The sequence below is a fragment of the Microbacterium sp. MYb64 genome (assembly GCF_002979495.1).
Taxonomy (GTDB): domain Bacteria; phylum Actinomycetota; class Actinomycetes; order Actinomycetales; family Microbacteriaceae; genus Microbacterium; species Microbacterium azadirachtae_A.
Window position 1 is genome coordinate 1 of record NZ_PCOW01000025.1, and the last position, 20,108, is coordinate 20,108.

The 20,108-nt window shown below is 70.9% G+C and carries 21 protein-coding genes; 10 read left to right on the forward strand and 11 right to left on the reverse strand.

All coding sequences use genetic code 11. The features are described from left to right. Positions 1–13 precede the first annotated feature (13 nt). Positions 14–1,195 carry a 4-hydroxybenzoate 3-monooxygenase gene (locus CQ044_RS17015; protein WP_105689571.1) on the reverse strand — a complete coding sequence of 394 codons (1,182 nt, stop codon included), beginning with the start codon at positions 1,193–1,195 and terminating at the stop codon, positions 14–16. Positions 1,196–1,275: 80 nt separating this feature from the next. Further along, positions 1,276–2,028 carry an IclR family transcriptional regulator gene (locus tag CQ044_RS17020; RefSeq protein WP_105689572.1) on the reverse strand — a complete coding sequence of 251 codons (753 nt, stop codon included), beginning with the start codon at positions 2,026–2,028 and terminating at the stop codon, positions 1,276–1,278. A gap of 113 nt (positions 2,029–2,141) precedes the next feature. Between CQ044_RS17020 and pcaH the strand changes: the two genes are divergently transcribed. The 10 genes from pcaH to CQ044_RS17070 all read left to right on the forward strand — a co-directional run bounded on the left by pcaH (position 2,142) and on the right by CQ044_RS17070 (position 11,164). Beyond that, positions 2,142–2,951, forward strand: coding sequence for a protocatechuate 3,4-dioxygenase subunit beta (gene pcaH, locus CQ044_RS17025; protein ID WP_105689573.1), 810 nt, complete (start codon positions 2,142–2,144; stop codon positions 2,949–2,951). Continuing rightward, the gene (gene pcaG / locus CQ044_RS17030) at positions 2,948–3,493 is read left to right on the forward strand and encodes a protocatechuate 3,4-dioxygenase subunit alpha (RefSeq protein ID WP_105689574.1); all 546 of its coding nucleotides are present in this window, start codon (positions 2,948–2,950) and stop codon (positions 3,491–3,493) included. Before pcaH ends, pcaG begins: the two co-directional genes overlap by 4 nt. Beyond that, the gene (locus CQ044_RS17035; protein ID WP_105689575.1) at positions 3,483–4,859 is read left to right on the forward strand and encodes a lyase family protein; all 1,377 of its coding nucleotides are present in this window, start codon (positions 3,483–3,485) and stop codon (positions 4,857–4,859) included. The genes pcaG and CQ044_RS17035 overlap by 11 nt, the downstream gene beginning before the upstream one ends. Next, positions 4,856–5,638, forward strand: coding sequence for an alpha/beta fold hydrolase (locus CQ044_RS17040; RefSeq protein WP_105689576.1), 783 nt, complete (start codon positions 4,856–4,858; stop codon positions 5,636–5,638). Before CQ044_RS17035 ends, CQ044_RS17040 begins: the two co-directional genes overlap by 4 nt. After that, positions 5,635–6,024, forward strand: coding sequence for a 4-carboxymuconolactone decarboxylase (gene pcaC, locus CQ044_RS17045; protein WP_105689577.1), 390 nt, complete (start codon positions 5,635–5,637; stop codon positions 6,022–6,024). The genes CQ044_RS17040 and pcaC overlap by 4 nt, the downstream gene beginning before the upstream one ends. After that, positions 6,021–6,749: a 3-oxoacid CoA-transferase subunit A gene (locus CQ044_RS17050; protein WP_105689578.1), complete on the forward strand. Its 729-nt coding sequence runs from the start codon at positions 6,021–6,023 to the stop codon at positions 6,747–6,749. The genes pcaC and CQ044_RS17050 overlap by 4 nt, the downstream gene beginning before the upstream one ends. After that, positions 6,746–7,375 carry a 3-oxoacid CoA-transferase subunit B gene (locus CQ044_RS17055; RefSeq protein ID WP_374954870.1) on the forward strand — a complete coding sequence of 210 codons (630 nt, stop codon included), beginning with the start codon at positions 6,746–6,748 and terminating at the stop codon, positions 7,373–7,375. Before CQ044_RS17050 ends, CQ044_RS17055 begins: the two co-directional genes overlap by 4 nt. Further along, positions 7,372–8,541 (forward strand): thiolase family protein, encoded by a 1,170-nt coding sequence (locus CQ044_RS17060; protein ID WP_105689580.1) that lies wholly within the window; start codon positions 7,372–7,374, stop codon positions 8,539–8,541. The genes CQ044_RS17055 and CQ044_RS17060 overlap by 4 nt, the downstream gene beginning before the upstream one ends. Before the next feature lie 110 nt (positions 8,542–8,651). Next, entirely contained in the window at positions 8,652–10,424 is a 1,773-nt protein-coding gene (locus CQ044_RS17065; protein ID WP_181158362.1) for a bifunctional UDP-sugar hydrolase/5'-nucleotidase, read from the forward strand. Between the two features lie 92 nt (positions 10,425–10,516). Further along, on the forward strand, positions 10,517–11,164 hold the full coding sequence (locus tag CQ044_RS17070) for a GntR family transcriptional regulator (RefSeq protein WP_105689582.1): 648 nt from the start codon (positions 10,517–10,519) through the stop codon (positions 11,162–11,164). Positions 11,165–11,234: 70 nt separating this feature from the next. Here CQ044_RS17070 and CQ044_RS17075 read toward each other — a convergent pair whose 3' ends face one another. From CQ044_RS17075 to CQ044_RS17115, 9 genes are read right to left on the reverse strand one after another with little or no spacing between them, the layout of a single operon-like run. Next, positions 11,235–12,500: an ABC transporter substrate-binding protein gene (locus CQ044_RS17075; RefSeq protein ID WP_105689583.1), complete on the reverse strand. Its 1,266-nt coding sequence runs from the start codon at positions 12,498–12,500 to the stop codon at positions 11,235–11,237. After that, positions 12,497–13,672 (reverse strand): branched-chain amino acid ABC transporter permease, encoded by a 1,176-nt coding sequence (locus tag CQ044_RS17080; RefSeq protein WP_105689584.1) that lies wholly within the window; start codon positions 13,670–13,672, stop codon positions 12,497–12,499. The genes CQ044_RS17075 and CQ044_RS17080 overlap by 4 nt, the downstream gene beginning before the upstream one ends. Next, positions 13,669–14,553 (reverse strand): branched-chain amino acid ABC transporter permease, encoded by an 885-nt coding sequence (locus tag CQ044_RS17085; RefSeq protein ID WP_105689585.1) that lies wholly within the window; start codon positions 14,551–14,553, stop codon positions 13,669–13,671. The genes CQ044_RS17080 and CQ044_RS17085 overlap by 4 nt, the downstream gene beginning before the upstream one ends. Next, positions 14,550–15,410 (reverse strand): ABC transporter ATP-binding protein, encoded by an 861-nt coding sequence (locus tag CQ044_RS17090; protein WP_105689586.1) that lies wholly within the window; start codon positions 15,408–15,410, stop codon positions 14,550–14,552. Before CQ044_RS17090 ends, CQ044_RS17085 begins: the two co-directional genes overlap by 4 nt. Next, a complete protein-coding gene (locus CQ044_RS17095; RefSeq protein ID WP_105689587.1) occupies positions 15,407–16,174 on the reverse strand; it encodes an ABC transporter ATP-binding protein in 768 nt (255 codons plus the stop codon). The genes CQ044_RS17090 and CQ044_RS17095 overlap by 4 nt, the downstream gene beginning before the upstream one ends. Next, positions 16,174–17,052 carry an amidohydrolase family protein gene (locus tag CQ044_RS17100; RefSeq protein WP_105689588.1) on the reverse strand — a complete coding sequence of 293 codons (879 nt, stop codon included), beginning with the start codon at positions 17,050–17,052 and terminating at the stop codon, positions 16,174–16,176. Before CQ044_RS17100 ends, CQ044_RS17095 begins: the two co-directional genes overlap by 1 nt. Continuing rightward, on the reverse strand, positions 17,049–18,647 hold the full coding sequence (locus tag CQ044_RS17105; protein WP_105689589.1) for an AMP-binding protein: 1,599 nt from the start codon (positions 18,645–18,647) through the stop codon (positions 17,049–17,051). Before CQ044_RS17105 ends, CQ044_RS17100 begins: the two co-directional genes overlap by 4 nt. A 3-nt stretch (positions 18,648–18,650) precedes the next feature. After that, positions 18,651–19,556: an SDR family NAD(P)-dependent oxidoreductase gene (locus CQ044_RS17110; RefSeq protein ID WP_105689590.1), complete on the reverse strand. Its 906-nt coding sequence runs from the start codon at positions 19,554–19,556 to the stop codon at positions 18,651–18,653. After that, the gene (locus CQ044_RS17115) at positions 19,553–20,014 is read right to left on the reverse strand and encodes a MaoC family dehydratase (RefSeq protein WP_105689591.1); all 462 of its coding nucleotides are present in this window, start codon (positions 20,012–20,014) and stop codon (positions 19,553–19,555) included. The genes CQ044_RS17110 and CQ044_RS17115 overlap by 4 nt, the downstream gene beginning before the upstream one ends. Positions 20,015–20,108 lie beyond the last annotated feature (94 nt).

The following is a 20,108-nucleotide window of genomic DNA, read 5'->3' on the forward strand; positions in this document are numbered from 1 at the left end:
GAGGGAAGGGGGATCAGAGGGCGGTGTCGAAGGGCCAGCCGGTGTAGGCCTCGGCCAGATAGCGGCGACCGGACTCGGAGCCGGTGAGCATGTGCAGCTCGCCCTGGCGGCGCCGCCGGTCGAAGTCGTTGGCGTCGGGCGCCGTGTGCAGCAGGTTCGTCATCCACGAGGAGAAGTGCTGGGCCTTCCAGATGCGGCGGGCCGCAACCTCGGGGAATCGGTCGAGCGGGCCCTCATCGCCGTCGAGCAGGAGCGCGCGGATCGCCCGGTCCAGCAGCACGACGTCCGCGACTGCGAGGTTCATGCCCTTCGCGCCGGTCGGAGGCACGGTGTGCGCGGCGTCGCCGACGAGGACCGCCCGCCCGTGCCGCAGCTCATGCGCGACGAAGCTCCGGAACCGCAGCACGTCGCGTCGGATGATCGGCCCCTCGTTCAGCCGCATGCCAGGGGTGCGCCTGCGCAGCTCTGCCCAGATCTGCGCGTCGCTCATCGCGCCAGGGTCGGTGCCGGGCTCGCACTGGAAGTACATCCGCTGGACGCTCTCGCTGCGCTGGCTGATGAGGGCGAACCCGGCGTCCGCGCTGCTGTAGACGAGGACATCGTTGCTGGGCGGCGCCTCGCACAGGATCCCGAACCACGCGAACGGATACTCGCGGAAGTGCCCGCCGGTCGGGCTCACCGTCTTCCGGACGACGCCATGCGATCCGTCGGCACCCACGACCACCTCCGCCTCGATCTCGAGTTCGGCGCCGTCCGCGTCCACCGCGACGACGGTGGGTCGCGACGACGCCGCGCCGCGCACCGCCGTCGCGGTGACGCCGAAACGGAGGTCCTGTCCGTCCGCGAGGCGCGCCGCGATGAGATCCCGCAGCACCTCGTGCTGCGGGTACAGCCAGACGCTGCGGCCGGTGAGGGCGGGGAAGTCGAAGCGGTGGCCGGCGCCGTCATAGTGCAGCTCGATCCCGTCGTGGCGGTGGCCGTCCGTCAGCACCCTGGTCGACGCACCGGAGGAGACGAGGAGATCCACCGTGCCCTGCTCGAGGATGCCGGCGCGGACGGTGCGCTCGATCTCGTCGCGTTCACGGCGGTCGATCACGATGGATCCGATCCCGGCGGCGGCGAGCAGATGCGAGAGCAGCAGGCCGGCAGGGCCCGCGCCGACGATGGCGACTCGGGTGCGGACTGTGGTGGTCATGGGGTCTCCTTCGACGGCGATAGCCTCCCGGATGCACCACGACGTGCGCTCGATAGTTCCCGTTGAACGGGATTCTGGCTTCAGCGACGGAAGCCGAGCGACCGCTCGATGTCGCGCGCCGCGGCGTGCAGCTCATAGAGCGCGATGTCGGTCTGCGCGTCGCGGGGGAGCACGGCGGAGAGCGCGGCGATCACGGCGCCGGTCTCGTCGCGGATCGGCACGGCGACGCCGGTCGAGACGTCCTCGATGTACCCGGGGGCGACGACGTGCCCGAGGCGCCGGATGTCGGCGAGTGCACGGCGCAGCGCCCCCGCCTCCGTGATGGTCTCCCTCGTGACGGGGGCGAGGGGCCCCGCGAGGATCCGCTCCTGCAGATCGCGCGTGCCGAAGGCCAGGAGTACGAGGCCGGAGGACGAGGCGTGCAGTGGCAGCCGCCCCGCGATCCGCGTGACGTTCGCGCCGGATTCCGGGCCGGACAGGCGCTCCAGGAAGAGCGCCTCGTCCTGCTCCAGGATCGCGAGCTGCGTGTGCTCGCGGAGGCGGCTCTGCACGCGCTCCATCGACGGCATCGCCGCCTGGCGCAGCCGCAGGGCGTGCGAGGAGCGGGTCGCGAGCTCCCACAGCCGCATGCCGATGCGGATCCGCCGGTCCTCGTCGCGCTCCAGGAGGCCCGCCGCGACGAGCTCGCCCACCACACGGTGAGCCGTGGAGGGCGGGAGACCGGCCCTGCGCCCGATCTCGGCGGCCGTCTGCACGGTGCGGGTCGGGGTGAAGGCCTCGAGCACGCGCAGGAGGCGGTCGGTCACCGAGTCGCCGGAGGGGGAGTTCGCCATGGACCCAGGATGCCACTGTCCCGAGAGGATTCCCATTGGGTGGGATTCCATGGCCACGCGGCGCGGTCACGACGCACGATTCTGCTGTTCCCGAACGGTCGAAGGAGACGACGATGTACGACACCGCCGCGGCACCGGAGTCGCTGCTCGCCGCGCCCGACCAGGTCACGCAGGGGGAGATCACCGCCGAGATCGAGGCCGCGCACGCCGAGTACGCGCGGCGCGAGGCGGAGGGGGAGATCCTGCCGCGCACGATGCACGACTTCCCGCCGTACCGATCGAGCGTCCTCCGGCACCCGACGAAGAACCCGAAGCTCGTCGATCCGGAGACGATCGAACTGCTCTCGCCCGCATTCGGCCAGCGCGACGTCGCCGCGATCGAGTCCGATCTGACCCTGCAGCACATCGGAGAGCCGCTCGGCGAGCGCATCACCGTCCGGGGGCGGCTCCTGGACTCGTGGGGACGGCCGCTCGCGAACCAACTGATCGAGGTCTGGCAGGCGAACTCCGCGGGGCGCTACATCCACCAGCGCGACCAGCATCCGGCGCCCCTCGACCCGAACTTCACGGGGGCGGGCCGCGCGATCACGAACGACGCGGGCGAATACCTCTTCACGACCATCAAGCCCGGACCGTATCCGTGGAAGAACCACGTGAACGCCTGGCGCCCGGCGCACATCCACTTCTCGGTGTTCGGCCGCGCCTTCACCCAGCGCATCGTCACCCAGATGTACTTCCCGGGGGATCCGCTGTTCGCGCTCGACCCGATCTACAACTCGATCCGGCGCGCGTCGGACCGCGAGCGGATGATCGCGGCGTACGACCACGACGCCACGGTGCCGGAGTTCTCGATGGGCTACCGCTGGGACATCGTCGTGGACGGACCCGATGCGACGTGGTCGGAGCAGGAGGAGGACCAGTGACTCTCGAACCCGTTCTCGAGCCCACGGCGGGACAGACCGTCGGGCCGTTCTTCGCCTACGGCACCGAGTACGACCGGATGCACGAGGTCGCCTTCCCGCACAGCCCCGGATCGATCGTGCTCTCCGGCACGGTCTACGACGGGGTCGGCGCCCCCATCCCCGACGCGATGGTGGAGATCTGGGGGGCCGATGCCGACGGCACGGTCTCGCGCTCCCGTGGTGCGTTCCGGCGCGACGACCACACCTTCACCGGCTTCGGCCGCTCGTTCACGACGGATGACGGCCACTACGAGTTCTGGACCCGGGAGCCGGGTCCCTCGGGCCCCGGCGCGCCCTTCTTCGCGGCGATCGTGTACGCGCGGGGTCTCCCCGACAAACTGCACACCCGCATCTACCTGCCCGGTGCCGAGGGCGATCCGTTCCTGGCGTCCCTGTCCTCGGACGAGCGTGCGACCCTCGTCGCGACCCGGGAGGCGGACGGGAGTCTGCGCCACGACATCCGGCTGCAGGGTGATCAGGAGACGGTGTTCCTTGCCTACTGACGAGATCGACAGTGCGCTCGGGGCGGACGTGTTCGGCCTGCTGGATCCGGTCCTCGCGGGTTCCGGCGCCGGCGCTCGCCCGGACGGTGGGACGGGGATCGGCGGCGACGCGCACGTCGCCGCCGCACTCGTGCGGGCCGAACGGGGGCTGCTGGCGGCGTACGCCGAGCTCGGCGTCATGCCCCGCGCCCTTGCGGCAGAAGTCGCGCCGGGCTTCCGCCCCGATGTGCGCGCACTCGCGTCGTCCGCCCTCGAGACCGGCAACCCGGTCGTGCCCGTCGTCGAGGCGCTGCGGCGCCGTACCGACGATCCAGAGGCGGCGAGCTGGATCCATCGCGGCGCGACGAGTCAGGACATCCTCGATACCGCGCTCATGCTCGTCGCCAAGGACGGCATCGCCGCCGCGGTCGAGGATCTCTCCGTCGCGGCGTCGGATCTCGTCGCCCTCGCGCTCGCACACCGCGACGACCCGGCCGCCGCGCGCACCCTCGGACAGCACGCCGTCCCGATCACGGTCGGGGCGCGGATCGCCGGCCGATTGCGCGCGCTCGTACGGGCGCGCCGCACGCTCCTGGATGTTGCGGCGGCCCTGCCGGCGCAGCTCGGAGGGGCCGCGGGAACCCAGGCGTCGTTCGTCGAGCTCTTCGGATCCGAACTCGCGGCGCAGTTGCCGTCCGCCTTCGCGGCGGCCACCGCGCTCGCGGCGCCGCCCGCGCCCTGGCACACCGACCGGTACCCGATCCTGGACCTGGCTCATGCGGCCGGGCTGGCGATCGCCGCGATGGGCGCACTCGCGACCGATGTCGTGACGCTCACCCGCCCCGAGATCGCGGAGGCGTCTGTTCAGCACGGCGGCGGGTCCAGCACGATGCCGCAGAAGCGAAACCCGGTCGACGCCGTGCTCGTGCGGTCGGCCGCGATGCGCGTCCCGGCCCTGATCGGGCAGCTCCACAATGCGGCGGGTCTCGCCGGGGACGAGCGCCCGGACGGCGCCTGGCACGCCGAATGGCCGGCGCTGCAGGAGCTGCTGCGGCTGCTGGTCGGCGCGGCCGCCCGCACGCGGGCCCTCTGCGCGGCCCTGACCTTCGACGCGGAGCGCGCGAGGGCGAACCTCGCTCTGAGCGACGGAATGATCGTGTCGGAACGGCTCGCGCTCGTGTTGAAGCCCCGCATCGGCGCCGCCCGGTTCGCGGAGGTGATCGATCGGGCTGCCGCCGGCACCCCGCTCGCCGAACTGCTGCGTGCGCTGCCGGAGGCCGCGGAGTGGGATGTCGACGACCTGCTCGACCCAGCCCGGTACACAGGTCGCTCCGGCGCCCTCGTCGATGAGGCCGTCCGCGCCGCCCGGGATGAGGGCATCCGATGATCGACGTCGCGGTGTCCGCCGCTGTCGGGCCGGAGCAGGCGCCGCTGCTCGTCCTCGGTCCGTCACTCGGAACGACGAGCATCCTCTGGGAGGCGGTGCTGCCCGCCCTTGCTCTCGACCATCGGGTCATCACCTGGGATCTGCCCGGCCATGGCGCCTCGGCGCCGGCGCGGGAGCCGTTTGCGGTAGCGGACCTCGCCGACGCCCTCGTGCGCACCCTCGCCGACACCATCGGCGGGGAGCGGTTCGACTACGCGGGGGTCTCGCTCGGCGGGGCCGTCGGCCTCGAACTCCTGCTGCGGCACCCGCAGCGCGTCGGTCGTGCCGCCATCCTCTGCTCCGGCGCCGTGATCGGCACGCCGCAGGGGTGGCACGACCGGGCGGCCCAGGTCCGCGCACAGTCGACCTCCTCGCTCATCGTCGGATCCGCACAGCGCTGGTTCGCGCCCGACTCGATCGCGGAGCATCCCGAGCCCGCCGGCCTGCTCCTGCACGCGCTGCAGAACGCCGACGACGAGAGCTACGCCCTGGCGTGCGAGGCCCTCGCCGCCTTTGACGTGCGAGACCGCCTCGGCGAGATCGACGCTCCGGTGCTGGCGGTCTGGGGCGCGCACGATGCCGTGACGCCCGAGGCTTCGGCACGCGAGATCGCGGACGGGGTGCGCCACGGCCAGGCGATCGGGATCCCTGCCGCCTCGCACCTCGCGCCCGTCGATGATCCGACTGCGGTGATCCGGCTGCTGAGCGGATTCCTGACCCCCGAGAGGACCCCGAGATGACCGGAACGACCGACGCGGAGCGCCGCGCGCAGGGCATGGCCGTGCGACGGGAAGTGCTCTCGGACGCGCATGTCGACCGGGCGATCGCGGGCACGACCGAATTCACCTCCGACTTCCAGGACTTCATCACGCGGGTGGCGTGGGGAGATGTGTGGTCCCGCCCAGGTCTCGATCACCGGTCGCGTTCGATCGCCGTGCTGTCGAGCCTCATCGCCCTCGGGCACGATGAGGAGTTCGCGATGCACGTGCGCGCGGCACGGCGCAACGGCCTCACCGTCGCCGAGATCCGCGAGGTCATCCTGCAGTCGGCCGTGTACGCGGGCGTGCCGGCCGCCAACACCGCCTTCCGCATCGCGGCAGGGGTTCTCGCGGAGGAGGCGCCGTGATCGACAAGACGGTTCCGGACGCGGCCGCGGCCGTCGGCGGCATCCCGGACGGCGCGACGGTGATGATCGGCGGCTTCGGGCGCGCGGGGCAGCCGGTCGAGCTGATCGACGCCCTCATCGCGCAGGGTGCGGGCGACCTCACGATCGTGAACAACAACGCGGGCAACGGGGACACCGGGCTCGCGGCGCTGCTATCCGCCGGACGGGTGCGGCGGATCGTGTGCTCGTTCCCGCGGCAGTCCGACTCCTGGGTGTTCGACGACCTGTACCGGTCAGGGCGCATCGAGCTCGAACTCGTGCCGCAGGGCAATCTGGCGGAGCGCATACGCGCGGCAGGCGCCGGAGTCGGGGCGTTCTACTCGCCGACGGGCGTGGGGACGCAGCTCGCCGAAGGGCGGGAGCACCGGGTGATCGACGGCCGCGAATACGTGCTCGAGTTCCCGATCCGGGCCGACTACGCCCTCGTCTCGGCGCGGAAAGGCGACCGCTGGGGCAACCTCGTCTACCGAGGGACCGCGCGCAACTTCGGCCCGGTGATGGCCGCGGCGGCGACGACGACCATCGCCCAGGTGGACGAGATCGTGCCACTCGGGGCTCTCGATCCCGAGGGCGTCGTGACGCCGGGGATCTTCGTCGATCGGGTGGTGTCCGTGGGTGAGCGGGCATGGCTGGACGACGGCGTCTTCGTCGGCGGGGTCGATCGGGAAGGGCGGGCCGCCTCGTGATCCGGATCAGCCGAGAGGAGCTGGCCGCGCGGATCGCGTCCGACATCCCTGAGGGCTCGTACGTGAACCTCGGGATCGGCGCGCCGACCCTGGTCGCCGACTTCCTCCCCGAGGGGCGGGAGGTCGTGCTGCACACCGAGAACGGGATGCTGGGCATGGGGCCGGCCCCGGTCGACGGAGACATCGACCCTGACCTCATCAACGCGGGCAAGCAGCCCGTCACGGCGCTGGCGGGCGCCGCGTACTTCCATCATGCGGACTCGTTCGGCATGATGCGAGGCGGCCATCTGGACGTGTGCGTGCTCGGCGCCTTCCAGGTCTCCGAGACCGGCGACCTGGCGAACTGGGCGACCGGCGCGGAGGACGCCATCCCCGCCGTCGGCGGCGCGATGGATCTCGCGATCGGAGCCAAGCAGGTGTACGTGATGACGGATCTGCTGACGCGCTCCGGAGAGTCGAAGCTCGTCGCGCGGTGCACGTACCCGCTGACAGGTGTCGGCTGCGTGACCCGGATCTACACCGACCACGCGGTGTTCGACGTGACAGCGGAGGGTCTCGTCGTCCGCGAGACGTTCGGCGCCACGATCGCGGAGCTCAGCGACATCACCGGGTTGGTGCTGCGATGACGGCCTCCTTCGTCTACGACGCCGTCCGCACGCCGTTCGGCCGCGCCGGCGGGGCGCTGTCGGGCGTGCGCCCGGACGATCTGGCCGCCGTCGTGCTGCGGGCGATCGTGGAGCGTGCCGGGCTCGACCCCGCCCGCATCGACGACGTGATCCTCGGCGATGCGAACCAGGCGGGTGAGGACAACCGGAACGTGGCACGCATGTCGGCTCTGCTCGCGGGGTTTCCGACGTCCGTCACCGGGACGACGGTCAACCGTCTCTGCGCATCGTCGGTGGAGGCCGTCGTGCAGGGCTCGAGGGCCATCGAGGCCGGCGATGCCGAGATCGTGCTCACCGGCGGCGTCGAGTCGATGAGCCGTGCGCCGTTCGTGATGGAGAAGTCGGCGAAGGCGTGGCCGGCCGTCGGCAACCAGACGCTGTGGAACACGGCGATCGGCTGGCGCATGGTCAACCCCGGGCTGCCCGCGCACTGGACGATCTCCAATGGCGCCTCCGCCGAGAAGATCGCCCGCGAGCGGGGCATCTCGCGCGAGGATCAGGACGGCTTCGCCGTGCGCTCGCATCGGCTCGCGGCACAGGCATGGGCCGAAGGCGTCTACGCGGACGAGGTCGTCCAGGTCCCCGGCGCGGAGCTGAGCCGGGACGAGGGCATCCGCGACGACGCCTCGATGCCGCGCCTCGCGGCGCTGAAGGCGCTCTTCGCCGCGGACGGCTCGGTGACGGCGGGCAATTCCTCACCCATCAACGACGGCGCCTCCGCCGTGCTCATCGGCGCGGAAGGCGCCCTGGATGCCGAGCCCCTGGCCCGGATCGCCGCGCGGGCCGCGCACGGGGTCGACCCAGACGACTTCCCGATCGCGCCCATCGAGGCCGCGAACAAAGCGCTCGCCAGGGCGGGCCGCACCTGGGCCGACGTCGACGTGGTCGAGCTCAACGAGGCCTTCGCCTCGCAGGCGCTGGCCTGCGTGCAGGGGTGGCCGGAGCTGGATCCGGAGAAGGTCAACAGGCACGGCGGCGCGCTCGCGATCGGGCACCCGCTGGGCGCGTCGGGCGGGCGGATCATCGGTCACGCCGCGCATGAACTCGCCCGCCGCGGCGGCGGCGTCGCCGTCGCGGCGATCTGCATCGGCGTCGGGCAGGGACTCGCCGTCGTGCTCGAGCGCTGACGGCGTTCGAGCGAACCCGCGACCGACCGCATCCCGCGGCCCGGTCCGTACCATCCCGGATCCTCAGTGCGGAGGATCCGTTCCTTGGGGAAGAGAACGCGATGAAGCGTATGAGAAGAACAATCCACGGAGTCCTGGTCATCGGACTCACCGTCCTGCTCGGTCTGGGGGCCGGCGGCGCGCTCGCACCACCCGCGTACGCGGCGTCCGGATTCACCGGCACCGTGTCGATCGCGCATCTGAACGACGTGCACGGCAACGTCTTCGAGACCGCGACCGAGATCGGGTACGCCAGGATCGGCGGCTACGTCGACCAGCTGAGGGCGGACAATCCGAACACCCTGTTCCTGGACGCCGGTGACACGTTCTCCGGATCGAAGTACACGGCGATCGACCGCGGCGCGAGCATCGTGCCGATCGTGAACACGCTGGGGATCGACGCGATGGCCGCGGGCAACCACGAGTTCTCGTACGGCTCGTCGTATCTCCAGGAGCTCGCGTCGCGCCTCGACCATCCGATGCTGGCCGGCAACATCGTCTACTCGGCGACGGGACAGCCGGTGCTGCCCGGGTACGCGATCGTCACGCTGCCGAACGGAATGAAGGCGGGGGTGATCGGGATCTCCGCGCCCGCCTCGGCGACGATGGGCTCCCAGGACGTCGGCTACCGGGATGCGATCGCCACGACCCAGGCCCTCGTCGACGAGGTCACCGGTCAGGGCGTGGATCTCGTGATCGGCCTCATGCACCTGGGCGATCAGGACCCCACGATGACGAGCCTGAAGGTGGCCGACGCGGTCACCGGCATGAACCTGCTCATCGACGGGCACAGTCACACCGCGCTGCCCCAGGGGCGCCTGCAGAACGGCACCCTGATCGTGCAGACGGGCGAGTTCGGGCGCAACCTGGGCGTGGTCGACCTGGGCATCGTGGACGGGAAGGTGACGAGCGCGGCCGCACGGCTCGTATCGCGCGCCGAGATGGCGAACGCTCCAGAGAAGCCCGAGACCAAGGCTGCGGTGGAGGCCTTCCGTACGGTGTCGGATGCGTACTTCGCCGCGCCGATCGGCAGCACCTCCGTGCTGCTCGAAGGCACCCGCGACATCGTCCGCACGCAGGAGACCGCCCTGGGGAACATGTTCGCGGACGCGATCACCGCAGCCACCGGCACCGAGATCACCCTCCTTCCCGCGGGATACGTCGGAGGACGCATGCAGCCGGGGCCGATCACTCGCGGAGACGTCCTCACGCTGTCCAGAGCTCCGACCGCGGTCACGAAGAAGGTCTTCACCGGCGCGGAACTGCTCCGGCTCCTGAATTCGCTCTACGCGAGCTTCCCGACGCCCTCCGGATCCTTCGCGCAGGTGAGCGGGCTGTCGGTCGTCCTGGATCCGGACGGGACGACGTCCAGGGTGCATCGGGTGCAGGTGGCCGGGAAGCCGTTGGACCCGAACACGAACTACACGGTCGTGACGACGACCGGCGTCGCGAGCGGCTTCGAGGGGACGGTTCTCGCGGAATACCCCGGCGTGACCGAGATGCTCAGCGACTACATCGTCGCGCGCAGCCCGGTGGCTCCGGTGATCGAGGGGCGGATCACGCGCAAGGCAGCCGGCGAACCGACCGAGCCCGGCGGCCCAGGAACCCCGAGCCCGTCGCCGAGCCCCGCTCCGAGCGGCTCGCCGACGACGAGCCCGACGCCCGCACCCGCGTCCGGCGGCTCGATCGGATCCGGCGGCGACCCCGTCGCGTCCGGCCGGCTGGCGGCGACGGGATCCGAGGACCCGTGGCTCGTATCGCTCCTCGCCGGCGGCGGAATTCTCGCAGGCCTGCTCCTCCTGGTGGCGGCCCGGCGTCGGCGGAAGGACATCGGAACACGCTGACCCCTGCCCGTACCCGCTTCGCCCCGGACGATAGTCTTCGGGGCGAAGCGGGTCGCCCTGTGCGGGGGCGGCGCGGGCAGGAGCGTGGAGTCATGACGGTAGCCGAGCAGAACGCCCGCGCGCGCCCCGACCTGACCGCGCAGCTGCGGGACGCGATCCTGAACGCGGAGTTCGCGCCCCATCAGCGCCTCGTCGAGGCGGACATCAGCGCGCAGTACGGTGCGACCCGGGCGTCGGTGCGCACGACGCTGCTCACCCTCGCGGGCGAGGGACTGATCGAGCGGCTCCCCAATCGGGGTGCGCGGGTGCGCGCGATCAGCATCGGCGAGGCGATCGAGATCGTCGAGGTGCGCGTCGGCCTGGAGTCGCTGTGCGCGCGCAAGGCCGCGGAGAACCTCACGGAGGACGGTTCGGAGGAGCTGCGCGCCCTTCGCGCCGCGCTCGTGACCGCCGTGTCGACCGGGGACCTGCTCGGATACTCTCGCCTGAACCAGGATCTGGACCGGCTCCTGCGTGCGCTGAGCGGCCACGAGGTGGCGACGCTGCTGCTGGAGCGGCTGCAGGCGCAGTCGGCGCGGCACCAGTTCCGCCTCGGCTTCCTGCCGGGCCGTGCTGCGACCTCGGCGCCGGAGCACACCGCGATCATCGATGCCGTCCTCGCGCAGGATCCGGGTGCCGCTGAGGCGGCCACCCGCACCCACCTCGAAGGCGTCATCGCCCTGCTGCGCACGATGGACTGACATCCGGCGCGCGAGAAGGGCCCGCCGCGGCGAACGCGGACGGGCCCTTCGTGCGAGATCCGCGCGAGGCTCAGAACCCCGGGCCGCGGCCCTTCGGCGCCACGTACTGGGCGGTGAGCGCCTTGAGGCTGCCGGGCGCGGTCGGATCGTACGAGAAGATCGACGAGGTGTCGGGCTGCAAGCGCTTCGCGACCGGGCCGTAGGTCATGTCGCCGTTCAGTCCGAGGTATTCGATCTTCTCGATCCCGTCCATCGCCTTCATGAGGCCGGCACCCGAAAGATCGCCGAGCTCGACGGCCTTCTCGAGGATCCTCGTCGCGGTGATCGCCTGCATGAAGCCGTAGACGTTCTGCATCGTCGGCGTCTTGCCGAGCTTCTCGGTCAGCAGCTTGATGCCCTCGATCGACGTGTCGTCGAGGTCGCCGGCGAGGCCCGTGATCACGAAGTTGTCCTTGAGGTAGGTCGCGATGTCCGTGTCCTTGAAGGACTGGGCGATCGAGAAGAACTCGGTCTCCCAGATCGGCGCGTAGTCGAGCTGGGTCGCCGCCGCCACGACGTTGGGCACATTGCCGTTGGCGCCGCCGAAGACCACGAGGTCGCACTTCGCGGTCTTGAGCGTCTGGATCTGCGCGGTGAAGGCGGTGTCCGTCGGCGCGAACTCCGTCTTCGGGCCCACGGCGAAGCCGAGCTCCTTCCCTGCATGCTCCAGGGCGTCCTGGCGGGCCTGCCCGGACTGGTCTGCCTGCACCATGGAGCAGACGGTGGAGCTCTTGCTGATCCTGCCCTTCTCGAACAGGTAGGACAGCGCGTTCCACACGTTCGACTGGTAGGACGTGAAGGTCATCCCCAGGTTCTCCTGCGCGGTGAAGCGCGAGCTCTGGGTCGACGGAAGGGCGACGGACTTGTTCTGCTTCAGGATCGGCAGCAGCGCCTCGGTCGAGGCATCGCCGAGGATGCCGGACAGCATGACCACCTGATCCTTGATCCGCTGGTACTCCTGCACGGCGAGCTGCGGGTTGTACTGGTTGTCCGCCGTGGTGACCTTCACCGGATACTTTCCGGCGATGCCGCCCTTCGCGTTGACGATGTCGTAGTACGCCTGCTGCCCGGCGACCTGCTCGTTCGCCGAGGGCGCGATCGGCCCACTGAGAGCGGTCATCTCGCCGACGTGGATGACGCCGTCGGACAGGCTGAAGCCCGGCACCGATGCCAGTGTCTTCGAAGCGGTGCTGGAACCTCCGCCGGGCGCGGTCGGAGCGGTCTGAACGGCGCAGGACGTGAGGAGCAGCGCCGCAGCGGCGACGATGCCGATGGCGCCAGGAGTGCGATATCTCACAGGCTGTGTCCTTCCTCGTGTGTCGTGATCCCCGGTGCGGGGTCGGGTGGCGAGGCCGCGGGCGCGGCCTGCGTCTGGGTCGACGCCACAGGGCGTCGGCGACCGGGGCGGCGGAAGAACGAGATCAGTCCGCCGCGCCGGAAGAGGAGGAAGACGACGATGAGGACGCCGTAGACGATGAGCCCGAAACCGGACACGCTCACGCCGCCCTGTTCGCCGGGCTTCGAGATGAAGGGCAGCACGTCGGCGAGCCGGATCGCGATCACGGGCACCAGGCCGATGAAGAGCGCGCCCAGCACAGGGCCCCAGATGCTCGCGAGCCCGCCGATGACCACGATCGCGACGTACTGGATCGAGAGGTCCAGGCCGAAGTTCTCGGGCCGGATGTACTGCAGCTCGACGCCGAGCAGTCCTCCCGACAGGCCGCCCAGCGCCGAGGACACGATGAAGGCGTTCATCATCGTCGGCAGCCGGCGCGCCCCGAGCACCTCGGCGGCGAGGTCGTGGTCGCGGAACGCCTGCATGGCGCGTCCCGACCGGGAGCGCACGATGTTGGCGATCGCGAGGAGGATCACCGCGAGGATCAACCAGCAGAGGATGAACATGCCCTGCTCGCGGGAGAGCAGGAACGGTCCGACTCTGAGCGCCGCGAAGTCGAGCGGGCCGATCGAGACCGGCGCGGTGACGACCGTTCCGTTGAGGCCCCCGGTGAGGGCGGGCAGGTTCCGCGCCGCGTAGATGCCGATGAAGACGAGTCCGAGCGACACGATCGCCAGATACGGACCCTTGAGCCGGAGGGCGAAGGGGGCGACGACCGCTCCGAGTGCGCCGGCGAACAATGCGGACAGAGGGAGCCAGAGCAGGAATGGCAGACCGAGCTGGCCGCCGAGGACCTGCCCGCAGAACGCTCCGGCGCCGACGAAGAACGCGTGCCCCAGGGAGATCTGCCCGGCGTATCCGGTCAGCAGGTTCAGGCCGGTCGCGGCGATCGCGGCGATGGCCGCGGTCGTCAGCACCGTGAGCAGGTAGCTGTCGGCGACGTTGAGGGGGATCGCGACGATCGCGACGAGGAACGCGATCGCGAGGATCTTCTTCGGCGGGGTGTCGAAGAGCCGCGGCGCCCGTGCGCGTGCGCGGGGTGCGAGGGAGGATCCGGGAGCGGTGATTGTCATGCGCGGCGCACCTCTCGTCGGCCGAACAGTCCGGCGGGGCGGATGAGCAGGATCGCGAGCATCACGAGATACGGCACGACCTCGGAGAACCCCGATCCCCAGCTCTCCGGGACCAGGGTGACGGCGAACTGCTGGACGACGCCGATGATGAGGCCTCCCACGACCGCTCCGAGCGGCGACTCCAGACCGCCGAGGATGATGACGGGAAGGGCGAGGAAGGCGTACACCTCGAGGCCGGGGCGCACGCCGCCGCCGACGGTCGTCGAGAGCACGACGCCCCCGAAGGCGCCCAGGGCGCCGGCGATGCCCCAGGAGATGCCGTAGACGAACCGCGTGCTGACGCCCTGCGCCATAGCGGCCTCGCTGTCGATCGCCGTCGCACGCAGGCTGAGCCCGATGCGGGTGTAGCGGAAGAACAGGAAGAACCCGAGCAGGAGCACCGCGGTGATCGGGATGAGGGTGGCATCGCGCGCCGTGATGCCGATGCCTCCGATGCGCAGCACGTTCAGCGCCCAGGGATCGCCGAGGTTCAGGGAATCGCCCGGCCAGATGCCCGTGATCACGGGTGCGATGGCGATCGTCACTCCGAACGTGACCAGAAGGGCGGCGAAGTGATCGGTGACCCGGTGCAGGACGAACGCCTCCAGGAGCACGGCGAACAGCGCGACGGCCGCCATCGCGACGATCACACCCGCCCAGAACGGGAGGCCGGCCTGATGGATGAGCGCATAGGCGAGGTAGGCGCCGAGCACGACGAAGCTGCCCTGTGCGAGGTTCAGGATGCCGGACGCCCGTGCCACGATCACGAAACCGAGCGCGAGCACGGCGTACAGGGATCCGAGCGCGATGCCGGAGGTCAGCGTCTGGAGGACGTCGGTCATGCGTGCTTCGCCTTCCGGTCCTGGTCGCGAGGGATGCCGACGGCGAGGGTCCCCGTCGCCGTCGGGTCGTCCGCATCCTCGGTCTCGTCGCCCAGGTAGGCGCTGATGACGCGCGGGTCCGCGATCGCCGCGCGGGGGGACTCGATCGTGACCACGGTTCCGAAGTCGAGCACCAGGGCGCGGTCGCCGAGACGGGTGACCATGCCCATGTCGTGCTCGATCATGACGACCGTGAGATCCAGTTCCTGTTTGGCGGTGAGGATCCAGTCCGCGAGCTCGTCCGTCTCCTCGTCGTTCATCCCGGCGGCGGGCTCGTCGAGCAGCAGCAGGCGCGGCTCGACGGCGAGCGCGCGGGCGAGCTCGATCCGCTTCTTGATGCCGTAGGGAAGATCGCGGATCGGGCGGTTCAGGAAGTCGCCGAGCCCGAGCAGGTCGATGAGCGGCTCGCACGCCTGCCGAGCCTCCGCCTCCTCGCGGCGGGCGCGGCCCCACCAGACCGCGCCGGTCAGCACCCCGGAGCGCATGAGGCGCTGGCGGCCCAGGACGACGTTGTCCATCACGTCCATGTGCTCGAAGAGCGCGAGATTCTGGAAGGTGCGGGCGATGCCCAGATCGGCCAGCCCTGTGCGGCGCACGTCGAGCAGGGATCGCCCGTCGAAGGCGACGGATCCGGCGGTCGGGTGGTAGATGCGGCTGAGGACGTTCAGCAGCGAGGTCTTCCCCGCGCCGTTGGGGCCGATGACGGTGAAGAACTCGTTCTCGCGCACGTCGAAGGTGACGCCGCGGAGGATATGCAGGCCGCCGATCCGGAGCTCGACGTCGCGCACCTCGAGCAGCGGTGCGACGGGGGGGCTCATGCGGCGTCCTCCGATCCCAGTCCGAGAAGCAGCCGTTGCAGACCGGTGTCCGCGCGCAGCTCCGCGGCCGTGGCCTCGTGCACGATGCGGCCGTGCTCGATCACCGAGCCGCGGTCGGCGACGGCGAGGGCCATCGTGGCGTTCTGCTCGATGAGCAGCACGCTCGTGCCGGCGGCCCGGATGGCGCGGATGGTGTCCCTGACGTGGGTGACCAGCTTGGGGGAGAGGCCGAGCGTCGGCTCGTCGAGGATGAGCAGACGCGGCGACGACATGAGGGCGCGGGCGACCGCGAGCATCTGCTGCTCTCCGCCGGAGAGCAGTCCCGCCGCCTGATCGTGCCGTTCGGCGAGCCGCGGGAACAGCTCCATCATGCGGCTGCGATTGGCCTTGAGCTCGCTCGCGCTCACGGTCGTCCCGCCCATGTCGAGATTCTCCGTGACGGTCATCGCGCCGAAGATCCGCCGCCCCTCGAGAGCCTGCGCGACGCCGTGGCGGACGATCGCACGGGGGGAGCGGCGCGTCAGGGGCGTGCCGAAGCTCATGATGGCGCCCGCGGAGATCGACCCGCCCTGTGCCGGCAGGAGTCCGGTGATCGCGCGCGCAAGGGTGGACTTGCCTGCGCCGTTCAGACCCATCAGCGTCACCACCTCGCCGTCCGCGACGGTGAGCGAGACATCGCGCAGAGCCGTGACGGATCGTCCGTACCGGACGCTGAGACCCTCGATCTGCAGGGCGGGAGCGCTGTCGCCCCCCGGAACGCGCATCAGGCCGCTCCGCCGTCGAGCCCGAGCAGGCGGATCGCGTTCTCCCGCAGCACGAGGCGCTCGACCTCCTCCGGCAGCCCCAGCGCCGCGAAGTCGCTCAGCCACCGGTCGGGGGTCAGGGCCGGGAAGTCCGAGCCGAACAGCATCTTGTGGCGCAGGTAGGTGCGGGTCGCGCGCACGAGTCCGGCGCTGAAGTACTTCGGAGACCACCCCGACAGGTCGATCCAGACGTTGGCCTTGTGCGTCGCGACCGAGAGCGCCTCGTCCTGCCAGGGCACGCTGGGATGGGCCATGACGATCTGCAGCCGCGGGTGCCGCGCCGCCACGTCGTCCAGCAGGATCGGATTGGACAGCCCCAGCCGCAGCCCGAGTCCGCCGGGGACTCCCGCGCCCACGCCGGTCTGCCCGGTGTGCACGACGACGGGGAGCCCGAGATCCTCGATCGCGCCGAAGAGCGGATCGAACTCCTCCGCCGAGGGGTCGAAGCCCTGAAGGGTCGGGTGGAACTTGAAGCCGCGGACGCCCAGCTGCGAGGCCTGCCGCTCGAGTTCGCGCAGCGCCGCCGGACCTTGCAGCGGATCCACGGACCCGAACGCGATCAGCGCGTCAGGGCTGCGCGCGGCGCCCGAGGCGATGTCGTCGATGCTGTTCGGCGCATGACCGGTGTTCGTCGTCGCGTCGACCGTGAACACGACCGCCATCATGTCGCGCTCGCGGAAGTACGCGGCGGTCTCGTCGACGGTCTTCGCCGGATCCGTGGTGCCGAAATAGCGATCCATCGCCTCGCGCTGTTCCGCGGAGGCGCCGAAACGGCCGGCGTCGTCGATCTGGATGTGGACGTGCGTGTCGATCGCCCGGATGCTCTCGAGCGCCGTCATGAGGACGCCCCCTCTCCGCGATCGCGGATCATGTCCTCGCGCAGGCGGACCAGATCGACCTTCCCCGTCGGGGTGCGATCCATGGACGTCCGGAACAGGATGTGCCGGGGGCGCTTGTATCCCGCGAGCAGGCCGTCGACGTGTGCGAGCAGTTCCTCGGCCGTGACGTCGCCCGAGCGCTCGACCACGGCGGTGACGATCTCCCCGAATCGCGGGTCGGGGGCGCCGAGCACCACGGCGTCGGCGACGGCGGGATGCGTCAGGAGCGCCTCCTCGACCTCGAGCGGATAGACCTTCTCGCCGCCGGTGTTGACGACCGCGCTGCCGCGCCCGAGGAACTCGACGTGGCGGTCGTCCTCGACGCGCACCCAGTCGCCGGGGATCACATGGCGGACTCCGCGGATGACGGGGAACGCCGCGCGGGTCTTCTCCTCGTCGCCGTGGTATCCGAGCGGCAGCGCCCCGCGCTGCGCGAGGACGCCGAGTGCGCCGGGAAGATCCTGGATCTCTGCGTGCTCCTTGTCGAGCACGACGGCGGTGGGGAGCAGTCTCGGCCGGCCCGGCAGGTCAGTGACGCCCGCCGTGACGGTGACCGCGAGGCCGCCGCCCTCCGAGGAGGCGAGCAGATCGAAGATCGTGAGCTCGCCGAGGGCGTGCAACCGGTGCTTGGTGTCGGGGCTGAACCGCATTCCGGAGCTCATGATCGACGTCACAGCGCCGAGGGAACCGCCGGCGCGTTCCGCGGCCTCCGCGAGAGGGAGGGCGACGGCGTCCCCTGCGACGATGATCCGCGTCGCGCCGTGCTCACCCGCGAAGCGGAGGGCGCTCTCCGCGTCCAGGTGCGCGGAGGAGGTGAGCAGCACCGTCCCGCCCAGGGTGAAGGTGTTCATCGACATGGTGAGCGCGGTGCCGTGCATGAGCGGCGCCAGGGGGAGCGTGACCGGGTGCGGAGCGGTCGGGTCGACCGCGATCTCGAGGGCCTCCTCGCTCGTGCTCGGCCAGGGCAGCGCGCACATCGAGTAGGTCGGGAACATCTGGCCCTCGAAGAGATCCAGCTCGGCCCAGCGCACCGCCTTCGGCCGCCCCGTCGTGCCTCCGGTGTAGATCCAGAGTTCGGTGCCTTCGGGCGCTGCGGGCGGCAGCGGGACCTCGTCGGCGATCGCCTCGGCCCACGGCAGTCCAGGCGTGTCGTCGTCGTCGTCCTGCACGCTCACCAGCAGCACATCGCCGGACGCCTGGGCGGCGGCATCCCGCGCGGTGGAGGCGAGCGAGGTCGGGTGCACCATTGCCGCGGCGCCGGAGTCGTCCAGGAGCGCCGCGATCTCCCCGGCGCGGAAGCGGAAGTTCAGCGGCACCGGGATGAGCCCCGCCGCGACGCACGCGAAGAGCGTGATGAGGAACTCCGGCCGGTTGTGCAGGAGGATCGCGACCACGTCGCCGGAGCGCAGGCCCCGCCGCGCGAAAGTGCCGGCGAGCGCCCCGGCCTCGCGGGCGAGGCGCTCGTAGGTCCAGGCGTCGTTGGGGGTGCGGATCGCGATGCGATCGGGCAGGGACCGCGCGACGGCCTGCCAGAGGTCTGCGTAGTGGGCGCGCATCGATCAGCCCTGTGGCGGCCCGGAATGCTGGGCGTCGGCGGAGAGCTCCTCGCGCCAGGCATCATCGAGCTGCGCGGCGGTCCAGCCGCCGTCGTGGTCGAGCGTCCGCAACGCCGCGGGGTGGGCGTAGAGCGTCACACGGTCGCCGCCGATCCCGATCGCCTGACCGGTGACCTCCGCAGACGCATCGGAGGCCAGCCACACGATCAGCGAGGCGACGTCCTCCGGGGTGCCGAGCGCGTGATCGCGCCGGTACTCGACAGGGATCGCCCCGCCTGCGACGTAGTCCTCGTACACCTGCGTGTAGGCCGGGATCGTCGCGGTCATGGGGGAGAGGGCCGTCGGGACCACCGCGTTCACCGTGATCCCCGCGCGGGCGAGTTCGAGGGACCACGTGCGCGCCATCGCGACCAGCCCGGCCTTCGCCGCGGCGTAGTTGGTCTGGCCGAAGCTGCCGAACTGCCCGGCGGGGGAGCCGATGAGCACGATGCGCCCGCCCGAACCCTGCTCGCGCATGGCCACCGCGGCAGCGCGTCCGCAGGTGAAGGACCCGCGCAGGTGCGTTCCGATCACGGCGTCGAAGTCGTCGTCATCCATCTTCCACAGCACCCGGTCGCGCAGCACGCCCGCGTTGGCGATGAGGATGTCGAGCCGCCCGAACGAAGAGATCGCGGTGGCGACGAGCTCTTCGGCGGTCGTGGTGGGACCGACCGGCCCCACCACGACCGCGGCGCGTCCCCCAGCGCCCTCGATGTCGGCAGCGGTCTGAGCCGCCGTTCCGGCATCGACATCATTGACGACCACGGCGGCCCCCGCCTCCGCCAGGGCGAGCGCATAGGCCCGCCCGAGGCTGCGACCGGCGCCGGTGACGATCGCGACCTTGCCGTCCAAGCGGATCCCGCCGCTCATCGGTAGTACCTCAGCACCAGCTCGGCCACGCACGCGGGCTTGTCGCCGCCCTCGATCTCGAACGTCACGGGCACCTCCAGCTGCCATCCTCCGCCGATGTCCGTCACGGAGGCCACGCGTCCGCGCAGACGGATTCGGGAACCGACGGGCACCGGGGCGGGGAACCTCACCCTGTTCATGCCGTAGTTGATGCCCATGCTCGCGCCGGAGACCTCGAAGACCTGCCGCATGAGCGGGACCACGAGGCTCAGGGTGAGCAGGCCGTGGGCGATGCGCGTGCCGAACGGCGTGGTTGCGGCGAAGTCCTCGTCGATGTGGATCGGGTTGTCGTCGCCCGACACCGCGGCGTAGAGATCCACCTCCTCCTGGGTGATCTCGCGCCACGAGGACGGGCCGAACTCGGCACCCTCCAGGCCGGGCAGATCCTCGACGGTGACGGAGACGTCCGCAGCAGTCATGGCACTCCTTCTCGCTTCTTCGCTTCGTGCGGGGCATGAGGCGACCTCGCCTCAGTTTCAGGCTACCTGAAAGACGGAATCGAGGGAAGGGGAA